The sequence below is a fragment of the Primorskyibacter flagellatus genome, from assembly GCF_048268605.1.
GTDB classification, from domain to species: domain Bacteria; phylum Pseudomonadota; class Alphaproteobacteria; order Rhodobacterales; family Rhodobacteraceae; genus Primorskyibacter; species Primorskyibacter flagellatus.
The window spans coordinates 1-11,647 of sequence record NZ_JBLWVF010000038.1; the positions used below are offsets into that span (position 1 = coordinate 1).

Below are 11,647 nucleotides of genomic sequence, written 5' to 3' on the forward strand. Positions count from 1 at the left end.
GGCGGGCTCAAGTGCGCGCATAAACGTGGCCTGCTTTTACGCCGCCCCGTGGCTGGTTTTTGCTCCGCCATTGACAGATCTACTGTGCAAATACAGGGCGTGGACATGACTGACAGCAGATCTGATTTATTGTCGGCCAGAATTACGAAAGAGCCGCATGGGCGGGCTTCATACTGGCCATAAATCAATAGTATCGCGTTGTGATAAAAGGTAACCGCACCGCTGACACAGCAGCTTGTCGATCTTGACTGTTCTCGGCATCGGCTGGTGCCCGAGTTCCTCGGCATTCCGCTTATGCCTAGGGTCAGGATTCATAACCAATAGATGACGAGAGCCGCGAGGGCGATGGCTGAGAGGAAGACCTTGGGGCATCGGTCATAGCGGGTCGCGACGCGCCTCCAGTCCTTGAGCCTGCCGAACATGATCTCGATGCGGTTACGCCGCTTGTATCTCCGCTTATCATATTTGATCGGCGTCTTGCGTTTCTTCCGGCCTGGGATGCAGGCACGTATCCCCTTGTCCTGCAACGCTTCTCTGAACCAGTCAGCGTCATAGCCACGATCCCCGAGTAGCCATTTGACGTTTGGCAGGCCACTCAGCAGAGCCCGAGCGCCGATATAATCGCTGACCTGTCCAGCGGTGACGAACAGGTCGATCGGTCGCCCCTGACTGTCGCAGATGGCGTGCAGCTTGGTGTTCATACCGCCTTTGGTTCGACCGATCAGGCGACCACGCCCCCCTTTTTGGCGGCCATGCTGGTCGCCGTTCGATGGGCCTTGAGGTATGTTGCGTCGATCATCACGGTCGTTTTCTCGCCGTGTTCCGCCGCCAGCCCGGCCATCATCCGCGCGAAGATGCCCTTTTCGCTCCAACGCTTCCACCGGCTGTAGAGCGTCTTATGTGGGCCATACGCGGCGGGCGCATCGCGCCAACGCAAGCCATTGCGATTGATGAAAATAATCCCGCTCAGCACCCGTCTGTCATCAACCCGGGGCTTCCCGTGCGACCTGGGAAAGAAGGGAGCCAGGCGCGCCATCTGCGCGTCGGTCAGCCAGAAGAGATCGCTCATGTCACCGCTCCGTTTTCGGAGGCGTGAATCACGCAGCGCAACAGAAATCAATGCATCCTGACCCTAACCGCTGCGAAAGTCTGCCGAGACAAAATGGGTTTCCACAGAGGCATGACCCGATCCGTTTCGCCAAGGCGCCCGACATCTTCAATCTCGATCTTTGGTTGCTGACCCACGAAGATCTGCGCCGCACCGCAGACCATAAGCCCGCCCGGATCACCGGATTGCCTTTTCACTCAGAAACTTAGCGATAACCAACCTTCTTAGGGCCTGATGCCGGAGAGGGCAGAATTCTAGGCGAATTGCTGATTTTGCAGAGCATGTTAAGGCCTCTTTTCTCAAGCTATCGGTACATCAGTCAGCCTTTTTCGACCTCTCCATCTCGTCGAGCGCCAGCACCGAATGGGCATAAGCGCCCCCTGCGCGCATCTCTGCAGCGACCCAGATCGCCTCCATGATTTCCACTTCAGTTGCCTTGTGGCGTAGCGCGGCCTTGGTATGTCCCTTGATACAATAGGGGCATTGGGTAACATGGGCGACAGCAACGGCGATCAACTGCTTGGTCTTGGAGTCCAACGCGCCATTGGCAAAGACAGCCTTGCTGAACGCTTCAAACGCCGTCGAAGCGTCGGGCGTCAGTTCCCTGCGATGCTTGGAAAGTGCACCGATATCCGTGGGGGATAATGTATCCGTCATGATTTTCTCTCCTTTCAAAGCATTAGCGATAGCCAACGTTCATCACGTAGTTGAACAGAAGGTCCTCTTCCTGCTGGACCTCATTCCAGAGGCACTGAAGCACGTCTCGGGCATTCAAAACCCCAAGCGGCTTGCCAGCAGGATCGACAACGGGAATGTTCTTCAATCCGCGCGTCTTCATCATTTCCCAGGCCTCCTTCAGTTGGTCCGTGGGTGCCACTGTGATGAGGTCTCGAGTCATCGCCTCGATTACGGGCGCGGTGCAACTGGCGCCCGTGCAGATCCCGATCTGGCGCACCGCGTCGGTCTTGGTGAGAACGCCGATCATCCGGTCGTCCGTATCGCAGACCAACAGCATGTCATGGTCACGTTCCAACAGCCGCGCAGCTTGCAGAAGTGCGGCGTCCGTTCCGATGCAACACATCCGCTTGTGGGCCGTGGGCAGAAATTTCTCTATCAGCATTTGTTTGTCCGTTCTAATTGGTCGCCGCGATCACGATAATCGCGACGATACCCACGGCCCCGCCGGCCGCGCAGGCAAGTTGCACAATGGCGATGACGGCAAAACGCGCCCGCGAATGAATGTAATCCTCGGCAATGGTTTTCAGCCCAAGAGCTGCATGATGGAATGCCGCAATCAGCAGCAGGATCATCAGGATCGTGTTGAGTGGCGCTTTGAGCCAGACAGTCAGGGCTGAGTAGTCAGTCGCTGCACCGTTTGCCAACGCCCACGCAAGCCACAAAACCAGTGGTACGAGGGCAATGGCCGAGACACGCTGTGCCCACCAATGGTGTGCAGCGTGTCCCGCCGCACCACGCCCATGCGCAGCAGAATAGGGGGTGACACGATGCGAAGTCATATCAGCACCCATAGCCACAGGGCGGATGTCAGGATCAGGCTTGCAACTACAACCACCCAGCCACCCGCATAAATACTGCGTAACTCAAAGGCATGGACGCTGTCCCAGATCACGTGCCGGATACCGTTGCAAAGGTGATAAAGGACAGCCAACGTTGCGGCAAAAAGCACGACACGCCCAGCTATCGACAACACAACCGCTTGCGCGCGCTCAAACGTCACCGGACCCGCTGCGCCCGCCAAAAGCCAACCGGCAAGGCCGAAGGCAAACAAACTCAATGCAACTCCGGACAGCCGATGCCCGAACGACATGACCGAAGTCAGCTGAGGCCGATAATTCTGCATGTTCGGTGATTTCGGGCGGGGATAGCTCATGACACGCTCCTTCTCAGCCACCACGTTCCAGCATCATCCGCTTAATCTCGGCGATGGCCTTGCCGGGGTTCAGGCCGCGCGGGCAGGTGCGGGTGCAATTCAGAATCGTGTGACAGCGATAAAGCCGAAATGGATCGTCCAGCGCATCCAGCCGTTCGCCGCGCCCCTCGTCGCGGCTGTCGGCCAGCCAGCGCCACGAGGTGAGCAAGGCTGCGGGGCCAAGGAAGCGGTCGCCATTCCACCAATGGCTCGGCGACGTGCAGCAAAAGCACATGATGCACTCGTAATAGCCATCAAGGGCTTGACGCTGCTCGACCGATTGCAGGCGTTCATGTTCCGGCGCGGGCGTTTCGGCTTTCAGCCAAGGTTCGGTCAGCGCATGTTGTGCAAAAAGGTGGGTCTGATCGGGCACCAAATCCTTGATCACCGGCAGATTGGCCAGCGGGTAGATTGTGGCAGGTTCCGAGAGCTCATCCATGGCGCGGGTGCAGGCCGTCCAGTTGGTGCCGTCAATCGTCATCGCACAAGAGCCGCAGACCCCTTCGCGGCAAGACCGGCGAAAGGTCAGCGTCGGGTCGACTTTCGATTTAATCCAGATCAGCGCATCCAGAAGCATCGGCCCGCAATCGTCCAGATCGACGCGGAATGTGTCCATCCGGGGGCCAACATCACCATCCGGGCTAAAGCGATAAATGCGCAGGGTTGCAATCCGGGTAGCACCATCAGGTGCGGGCCAGGATTTCCCCTCGGAGATACGCGAGCCTTTGGCGACACCGAAATCGCGCGGCACCGGAAACCGGCGTGGCCATTTCAGGCGCGGAATTTCATCCACTTCATCAGAATGTTCGACCATCACGATACCTTTCGGCCTTCCTTACAGTCCATTGCATGACGTTCAACCACCAACAGATGTTTGTCACAATCGGGCGGTTCGGTGCGGAGAATAAAAGCTGATTGCGATAGGGTCGCTGGCAGGGAAGCTCTCTTCAAGTGCTTCGTCGAGAAGCGCATCAAGGCGGGCGCGGCGCGCGATATCGTCCGCATCCTCGATATTGGGATCCACCGCTTTGGCCAGCAGTGTTTTGCTGCGCACTGCATTGCCGTATTGCCCCGTTTTCTGTTGCAGTTCGGCGCTCACGGTTCTGTATTCATTGACGGAATGCACGAACCCATGTTCATCGACATCAACTTTCAACCCAAGTCTCGTCGAGGCAAAAATCCAGTGTGGCTTGTTGTCCTGGTCGCCTTCGCCCAGTTCGAACCATCGGCTGACCGTGCCGATATGAATGGCGTCGTCCAAGCCCTTGACGCTGATGCCAAAAGCTTCGGCAACGGCCACCATATCAATCTCCGTTCTGTCGGCGGGAAGTGTAATCTTGAACATGATCTCCTCCAAAAGCGGGTTATCCGCGGTACATTCTGATCCGTAGAGATGCGCTATCAGACCTTGAACGCGGCCGATTTGCCGCCCTTTGGTTCAGTGGGTTAACTGCGTGCCGAGTATCTCCTTCTCAAGGGACACGTGGGTCTGAATATCGCTGATGAAGTCTGAAAGGCCGGTATAAAGCGTGACCCAGCTTTCGCAGGCGCCTTCGGGCAGGGGGAAGTGGTTCGTGATGTCACGGATACGTTGGGTATCGCGATCACAAGCGACGTGTTTTTCCCTTAGGACTTCGGCAGAGGCGTCGGCTTTGAACATCGTCGACTTGCTTGCGGCGGGAAAAAGAGCCTGCTTCGCTGTGCTTTTCTGAACGGCGTGCTCATTGATCAGGCGGCGAAGGACTGTGGACAAACCTTCCGGGTTTCCCTTGTCACCGACGTGAAGATCCTCAACCATTTCCGCCAGTTTTACCAGTTGCGATACTGGAGTAGGGTAGTGCGCCGGGGCAGGAGTTTCCAAAGACCATGTCATTTTGGGGCCTTGACGCTTGTTGTGGTACTGGCGTTTTTACTGGCCGTCGCTGTTTCCTGGGTTTTGATGCTGGCACCAGTTGTTTCGCCTGGGTGGGGCGTGACACGCGCCCGGGTGCGCAGCAGAACCTCGCCCTGCGCATTCACAGTCAGGCGCACGCGCGTCGAGCGGTGGCGAAACGTGATCCGGTAACGCCCTTCATCCTGATCCTGTCCTTTCTCACTCAAGCTGGTGATCTGGCCGTCGCGCATCATGCGCTGGATGTCCTGTGGTGCCATACCCAGTAACGCGCCAAGGTCGGCCGCGCCAATCTGAAATCCTTCTGCTGTCGGTTCCAGGCGCATTGTCATGTCTCCTTCTTTTGGTCAGGCGCTGTTGCGGGTGATTGCGACTTGCCAGACCTCGGGCCCGTCCGCGAGGAACTCGGCGTTAAACCGATCAGGCCAGTTCTGTTTGATCCGCTGAAGGAGCGGGATCGGCGCATGGTCGTTGATCAACACAAAGGTTGCGCCGGGGGCGAGCGCTTCGAGCGCCGCGAAGACCATCGCATGGCGTTCGGGCGGAATCATGGGGCGCAGGTCGACGATGGTTGGGTTAGTGGTGGGGATGGTGGCGCTTTCAGGCATTAGTATCTCCCTCTCTTCAACACCTTTATGGCTACGCATTAAAAGAAATATTGTCAATATTCTTTTAATGCCGTATGGAAGTGCGGCGCACGAGGTGGCAGCGGCAGATGCGCGACGAACCGGCGTCAAAGCCGACACACAGATCGGAGAACGAACATGAGGCTGACGATGATGTCGGACTACGCGCTGCGGGTGCTTCTTTTTGCGGCCGCGCACCCTGACCGCCTGGTAACGATCGATGAAACCCAGGAGGTCTATGATGTTTCGCGTGGGCACCTGATGAAGATCATCGGTGTGCTGGCCCGCGCAGGCATCCTGCGCTCGCAGCGGGGGCGCACTGGCGGGTTCACGCTGGGCCTGTCACCAGAGCAGATCCGTCTGGGCGATGTGTTCCGCCTGACCGAACCGGATTTCGAGATGGTCGAGTGTTTTGCGCCCACAAATGCCTGCGCCATCACGTCATTCTGCCGCTTTCCGGCGATTGCCACCGAGGCGCTGAGCGCCTTTATGGCGGTCATGGATCGGCACACGCTGGCCGATCTGATCATCCAGCCGCAGCACTTCGGCGCGATTGTTGAAGCACTGGAAGAAAGACCATCATCATGACCGCCGGGGCAACGTCACAGAACGCGACTACCGGTCCGCGCCGCATGATCGCGATTAGCAGCGGCAAGGGGGGCGTCGGAAAATCAACCGTCACCGTCAATCTCGGCGTTGCCATGGCCCGTGCCGGACTGCGCGTCGGCATTGTCGATGCCGACATCTACGGCCCGTCGATCCCTGGCATGCTGGGTATTCCGGGCAATGCGCCGCCGACAATGGCCCCCGATCAAAGGGTGATCCCGTCCGAGGCTCATGGGGTCAAGGTCATCTCGATGGCGATGATGACCAACGATGACCGCCCGGCAATCCTGCGCGGCCCGATGGTCACCAAATACCTGCGGATGTTCGTGTCGCAGGTGGCATGGGGCGAACTTGACGTGCTGCTGCTGGATCTGCCCCCGGGGACGGGCGACATTCAGTTGACGCTGGCCCAGTCCTTCCCTCTGACCGGCGCCGTGGTCGTTAGCACGCCGCAGGATGTCAGCCTGAAGATCGCGCGGCGTGGTCTGCGGATGATGGAGCAGGTCAAGGTGCCGATCATCGGCGTGATCGAGAACATGAGCGGCTTTACCTGCCCGTCCTGTGGCGATGTCACCCACATCTTCCATCAGGGCGGCGGCGAGGCGATCGCGGCCGAGCTGGGCGTGCCGTTCCTTGGCAAAGTTCCGCTGGACCCCGCGATTGTCGATTCCGGCGATGACGGTCGCCCGCTGGTTCTGACCCGGCCCGACAGCCCGGCGGCGCAGGCCTATGCCCAAATCGCCGCTGCGTTGGTGGATGGCCATGCGGGAACCGACGGTGTTGCCTTGCCCTTCGACTGGAACATGGCGAGTGATGTTGGCAGGCCCGTGCCGGTTCCTGCCACGGGCAGTGCACATGACATTCCCTGCGCGCTTGACCACACTGCGGCGGGCCTGACGATCCTTTGGCCGGACGGCGACAGCCGGACAATTGCCATACGCGACCTGCGCATTGCCTGCCGTTGCGCCGCCTGCCGCAATGAGATGACCGGCGACCGGCTGCTGGATCCCGAAACCGTCCCGCTTGCGGTCAGCGCAACCCGCATCTGGAGCATCGGCAACTACGCGCTTGGTGTCGCATTCAGCGACAGCCACAGCATCGGCATCTACAGCTTCAGCGCGCTGCGCGACATGCAGGGGGCCGAGTTGGAGGATGTCTGAAACGGCACATCGGATACGGATCCGGGTGCAGCCTTCGCCCCGCGATCCCGAAACCCTGCGCTTTCTGCTCGATGCGCCGGTCCAGACAGGTGCCGGGATCGTGCGCTTTGATGGTATGGCCGAAGATGCGCCACTGTCGGCCGCCCTGTTCGCCGTGGCCGGGGTTCAGCAGGTGGCGGTCGACGGCCCGGTCATTCATATCCGCAAACACGCCACGGCCCGCTGGGACGCCATGAAAACGCCAATCGCGGCGGCAATCCGTGCTGTCCTGCTGGGCACCGGGGCCCCGCTGGGTAATGCCGACGAGCCTAGGCAAGGCGATGCAGATGCCCGACTGATGGAAGCGGTGCGGGCTCTGCTTGCCAGTCAGATCAACCCGTCCATTGCCGGGCATGGCGGCCATATAGATGTCGAGACGGTAGCGGAGGGAACCGTATATCTGCGCATGTCCGGTGGCTGTCAGGGTTGTGCCGCGTCACAACTGACGCTTCGGGGCGGCGTCGAGCGCAAGCTGCGCGCAGCCCTGCCCGATCTGCGGGACATAGTCGATGTGACGGATCACGAAGCAGGCGCCAAACCGTTCTATGGCGATGCCCCTGGTGAAAGCCACAATATGCGATCCCCAATCGCCCAGGAACCCGCGCCGCTAAATGCGGACACCCCGCTTGCCGAACGGCTTCGCCAGTATCTGAAGGCGCTACCGTCCTCCGATCCAACGGTCAGCTATGGCACACTGACGCGCGCCTTCGGGTTTTGGCGCCCCGGTTCGGTGCGCAAAGTGACCCAGGCGCTGGAAGTTACGATGCGGGATGACGCAGGTGCGGGCCACCCGTTCATTGCCGCCCGCGCCATCGGTCGGGCCAGCGACGGCCTGCCGGGCAAGGGATTCTTTGATCTTGCCCGCGACCTGTCGCGTGGCCCGCGTGACGACGAGACCGAGCGCGCGTTCCATGCGCGCGAACTCCAGCGACTGGAGCAAGCAACCAACTGAATTGATGGACATGCGCCGCGTCGGCGGCCCGGCCGGACAACACCACGACAACCAAGAAACCAAGTCAATCCATGGAGACTTTTATGAGCACGACAATCAACCCTCTCTTCACCAAGAGCGTCGGTGAAATCGCCGCACAACTTCCCGGCGCCCCCGGCGTTTTCCGACAGTTTGACATCAGCTTTTGCTGTCATGGCGATTCTTCGCTGGCAGAAGCGGCCAAGCGCAACAATCACGAACTTGCGACGGTGATCGCAGCGCTGGATGCGCTTGATCCAACGGCGGCACCGGAGGTCCCTCAGGAAACCGGCGCATTGATTGACCATATCCAAATCCGGTACCACGACGTTCATCGCCAACAGATTCCTGACCTGATCGAATTGTCGAGCAAGGTTGAGAGAGTTCATGCGAACAAGCCGGACGTCCCGGCAGGGCTGACCGAGGTTCTGAATAAGATCCAAGAGGAAATGGCAGTCCACATGAAAGAGGAAGAAGAGGTTCTGTTTCCTGCGATGCGCAATTCAGCAGCGAACCGCATTGCCGTAGAGATCGGAGACTATCGGCAAGACCATGAAGATACCGGGGCGCTTCTGGATGAGATCGCACGCCTGACCAACAGCTACACCCCACCACCGCATGCATGCCGGACATGGCAGGCGCTTTACAAAGGCGCAGAGCAATTTCGGATGGATTTGGTCGAACATATCCATCTGGAAAACAATATCCTGTTCCCTCGATTTGAGGCGGCTACTGCCGCCTAGTCACCCGGAACCGAAGTTGTCATCATAGATTTGAGGCAGCCTTGGGAGCGGATGATGAGAGGTCGTGCGGCGGTAGTTATTGATTTGAGCGGCGAGGAGCGGGCGTTTCTTGAGGCGCAGTTACGCCGGCACAAGGCGGCACGGTCATTATCTGACAGGTGCCGCATCGTGTTGCGTTGTGCGGCGGGTCTTTCCAACAAGGACGTCGCGACGGAACTTGGCCACAGCGAGCACACAGTCGGCAAATGGCGGCGGCGTTTTGCGGAGCACCGGATCGAAGGGCTTTGGGACGAGTACCGCGAAGGCCGGCCACGGACTGTATCGGATGAACAGGTCGCCGATGTCATCAAACGGACGCTGGAGACCACCCCAAAGGACGCGACGCATTGGTCGATCCGCTCGATGGCCGCGGAGACCGGTCTGTCGCACACGACAATCCGTCGGATCTGGAACGCGTTCGGCCTGCAACCGCATCGTTCGGAGACCTTCAAACTCTCCACCGACCCGCTGTTCGTGGACAAGGTACAGGACGTTGTCGGCCTCTATATGTCGCCACCGAACCGGGCTATCGTCTTGTGCGTGGACGAGAAATCTCAAATCCAGGCGTTAGATCGAGAACAGCCCGTATTGCCCATGGCCCCCGGTGTGGCCGAGCGGCGCACCCACACATACATCCGAAACGGCACGACCTCACTGTTTGCGGCGCTCGACATTGCCACCGGTGCTGTGATCGGAAAATGCTATAAGCGCCATCGTGCGACCGAGTTCCTGAACTTCCTCAAGGAACTCGACCGGCGGATGCCCGAAGGGCCGGACGTGCATCTGGTGATGGACAATTACGCGACCCACAAGAGTGGAAGGTGAAGGCCTGGTTGGCCCGCCGCCCGCACTGGCACGTACACTTCACCCCGACTTCGGCAAGTTGGCTGAACCAAGTCGAAAGATGGTTCGCCGAATTGACCCGCAAGCAGATCCAGCGTGGAGTACACAGGTCCGTGGCCGAGTTGGAGGCTGACATTGCCACATTCATCGATGCACATAACGAGGCCCCGAAGCCATATCGATGGGTCAAGTCAGCTGACGAAATCCTCGCCTCCGTCAAGCGGTTCTGCCAGAAATCACAATGCCAAGGACTTTAGATTCAGGTGACTAGAGTATGTTGCGTTTGACTGGATGAAGCCTTTACTTGGGGAGGCGAATACCCCTCCAAGTGAGGGCCGCCCCTTAACGGTTTTATAGCATCCGGCCCCAAACTTTGCGGTACTCTTCAATCAGCTCCTTGATTAGCAAGCCCGACATGATGGTTTTGCCAGCGTCGGGCTCGTCGACTTTTCGAACAGCGCACCTGAGGAAGACTGGGCAACGATGATGAGCCGAATTCGTGATGCCCAGGACCCGGGCCAAGCTTGCCTGCTATCCATGATCGGCCAAGAGCGATAAGAAATGTAGCCACTGAGCAGCCCCTCTTGGGTGGTCCATATTAGCGGCTGCCGATGAGCAAAAAGTGAGCAACTTGGGACGCAGATTAAGAAAATTATGGAATACTATTTAACATAAGACATACGCCGAGAGACCGTAGAATGCGTGAAAATAATTAACATAAACTTCATTATGCGCCTTTATATTTTGTGTCTGTCGTCATATAAAATGGGACATCAGAGCGGCTTGAACATTGGAGGCTCTGGTTCGGTTGTTTGATTGATTATGCTGCTTGTTTTTGATGTTGCAAGCGTCGCTGTCGGATCGTCAGGTTCTTGATCTTCTCCCTTTCCCTCAGAATGGCTTTGTCCCGATTAAAGTAGACGTCAGCGGGTGTGACGTTGTTCAGGCTCTCGTGGTAGCGCTGGTTATTGTAGTATTCGACGAAGTCCCCGATCTGTCGCTCGAGATGACCGGGCAGGTAGTAGTTTTCCAGCAGAACCCGGTTCTTCATGGTCTGGTGCCAGCGCTCGATCTTGCCTTGCGTTTGCGGGTGGAATGGCGCCCCGCGAACGTGGTCCATTTTCTGATCCTCCAACCACGTGGCCAGATCGCCAGAGATGTAACAGGATCCGTTGTCGCTGAGCAGACGGGGTTTGTGTCGGACCACGGCCTGGTCGCAGCCCGATGCCTGAAGCGCCAGCTCGATCGTGCTGGTCACATCCTCGGCCCGCATGTTTGTGCAGAGCTTCCAGGCGATGATGTAGCGGCTGTAGTCGTCGAGGATGGTGGACAGGTAATACCAGCCCCAGCCGATGATCTTGAAGTAGGTGAAGTCAGTCTGCCACATCTGGTTGATGGCGGTGGTCTTGTCCGTGAACTCATCGGCCGCTTTGATCACCACATAGTCTGGTGCTGTGATCAGATCAGCGGCTTTCAGGATGCGGTAAACCGATGATTCAGAGACAAAATATCGCTTCTCATCGGTATATTTAACGGCCAGCTCGCGTGTGGTCAGTGCCTCATGCTCCAACGCAAACTCAATCAGGTCGTCACGGCGGACATCAGGGATGCGGTTCCAGACCGACTTTGGCCGAGGCGAACGATCCGCGAGGGCATCAAAGCCACCTTCGACGTAGCGGTCATACCATCGGT

General features: G+C 58.4%; 15 protein-coding genes and 1 pseudogene. 5 read left to right on the forward strand and 11 right to left on the reverse strand.

The annotated features are described in order from the left end of the window. Positions 1-311: 311 nt before the first annotated feature. The 10 genes from ACN0WV_RS18990 to ACN0WV_RS19035 all read right to left on the reverse strand — a co-directional run bounded on the left by ACN0WV_RS18990 (position 312) and on the right by ACN0WV_RS19035 (position 5,537). Positions 312-1,069 (reverse strand): IS5-like element ISPso2 family transposase gene (locus ACN0WV_RS18990; RefSeq protein WP_101754952.1). Its coding sequence is split into 2 segments (ribosomal slippage): positions 312-745 and positions 745-1,069, totalling 759 coding nucleotides; the frame shifts between segments, so codons are not numbered across the junction. 354 nt (positions 1,070-1,423) lie between these two features. Next, positions 1,424-1,765, reverse strand: a complete 342-nt coding sequence (locus ACN0WV_RS18995) for a carboxymuconolactone decarboxylase family protein (protein ID WP_417607821.1) — start codon at positions 1,763-1,765, stop codon at positions 1,424-1,426. A 22-nt stretch (positions 1,766-1,787) separates the two neighbouring features. Then, positions 1,788-2,228 (reverse strand): CBS domain-containing protein, encoded by a 441-nt coding sequence (locus tag ACN0WV_RS19000; RefSeq protein ID WP_417607822.1) that lies wholly within the window; start codon positions 2,226-2,228, stop codon positions 1,788-1,790. A gap of 13 nt (positions 2,229-2,241) precedes the next feature. Then, entirely contained in the window at positions 2,242-2,625 is a 384-nt protein-coding gene (sdhD, locus tag ACN0WV_RS19005; protein ID WP_417607823.1) for a succinate dehydrogenase, hydrophobic membrane anchor protein, read from the reverse strand. Further along, positions 2,622-2,999 carry a succinate dehydrogenase, cytochrome b556 subunit gene (gene sdhC / locus ACN0WV_RS19010; RefSeq protein ID WP_417607824.1) on the reverse strand — a complete coding sequence of 126 codons (378 nt, stop codon included), beginning with the start codon at positions 2,997-2,999 and terminating at the stop codon, positions 2,622-2,624. The genes sdhD and sdhC overlap by 4 nt, the downstream gene beginning before the upstream one ends. A gap of 13 nt (positions 3,000-3,012) precedes the next feature. After that, complete coding sequence (locus ACN0WV_RS19015; RefSeq protein WP_417607825.1) at positions 3,013-3,852, reverse strand: succinate dehydrogenase iron-sulfur subunit; 840 nt, start codon at positions 3,850-3,852, stop codon at positions 3,013-3,015. 63 nt (positions 3,853-3,915) lie between these two features. Continuing rightward, positions 3,916-4,383, reverse strand: a complete 468-nt coding sequence (locus ACN0WV_RS19020) for a DUF6522 family protein (RefSeq protein ID WP_417607826.1) — start codon at positions 4,381-4,383, stop codon at positions 3,916-3,918. A gap of 93 nt (positions 4,384-4,476) precedes the next feature. After that, positions 4,477-4,911 carry a hypothetical protein gene (locus ACN0WV_RS19025; protein ID WP_417607827.1) on the reverse strand — a complete coding sequence of 145 codons (435 nt, stop codon included), beginning with the start codon at positions 4,909-4,911 and terminating at the stop codon, positions 4,477-4,479. After that, positions 4,908-5,255 carry a DUF6522 family protein gene (locus ACN0WV_RS19030; RefSeq protein WP_417607828.1) on the reverse strand — a complete coding sequence of 116 codons (348 nt, stop codon included), beginning with the start codon at positions 5,253-5,255 and terminating at the stop codon, positions 4,908-4,910. The genes ACN0WV_RS19025 and ACN0WV_RS19030 overlap by 4 nt, the downstream gene beginning before the upstream one ends. A 21-nt stretch (positions 5,256-5,276) precedes the next feature. Then, a complete protein-coding gene (locus ACN0WV_RS19035; RefSeq protein WP_417607829.1) occupies positions 5,277-5,537 on the reverse strand; it encodes a DUF2249 domain-containing protein in 261 nt (86 codons plus the stop codon). A 156-nt stretch (positions 5,538-5,693) separates the two neighbouring features. On the opposite strand from ACN0WV_RS19035, the gene ACN0WV_RS19040 reads away from it, so the two are divergent. From ACN0WV_RS19040 to ACN0WV_RS19060, 5 genes and pseudogenes are all read left to right on the forward strand, one after another. Further along, entirely contained in the window at positions 5,694-6,143 is a 450-nt protein-coding gene (locus tag ACN0WV_RS19040; RefSeq protein ID WP_417607830.1) for an RrF2 family transcriptional regulator, read from the forward strand. After that, positions 6,140-7,321, forward strand: coding sequence for a P-loop NTPase (locus ACN0WV_RS19045; protein WP_417607831.1), 1,182 nt, complete (start codon positions 6,140-6,142; stop codon positions 7,319-7,321). The genes ACN0WV_RS19040 and ACN0WV_RS19045 overlap by 4 nt, the downstream gene beginning before the upstream one ends. Next, positions 7,314-8,312, forward strand: a complete 999-nt coding sequence (locus ACN0WV_RS19050; RefSeq protein WP_417607832.1) for a NifU family protein — start codon at positions 7,314-7,316, stop codon at positions 8,310-8,312. The genes ACN0WV_RS19045 and ACN0WV_RS19050 overlap by 8 nt, the downstream gene beginning before the upstream one ends. A gap of 83 nt (positions 8,313-8,395) precedes the next feature. After that, positions 8,396-9,073, forward strand: coding sequence for an iron-sulfur cluster repair di-iron protein (gene ric / locus ACN0WV_RS19055; RefSeq protein ID WP_417607833.1), 678 nt, complete (start codon positions 8,396-8,398; stop codon positions 9,071-9,073). A gap of 51 nt (positions 9,074-9,124) precedes the next feature. Then, positions 9,125-10,212, forward strand: a pseudogene (locus ACN0WV_RS19060) (IS630 family transposase). 563 nt (positions 10,213-10,775) lie between these two features. Here the strand turns inward: ACN0WV_RS19060 and ACN0WV_RS19065 are convergent. Next, a partial coding sequence (locus ACN0WV_RS19065) for a DDE-type integrase/transposase/recombinase (RefSeq protein WP_417607834.1) occupies positions 10,776-11,647 on the reverse strand: 872 nt, incomplete at its 5' end.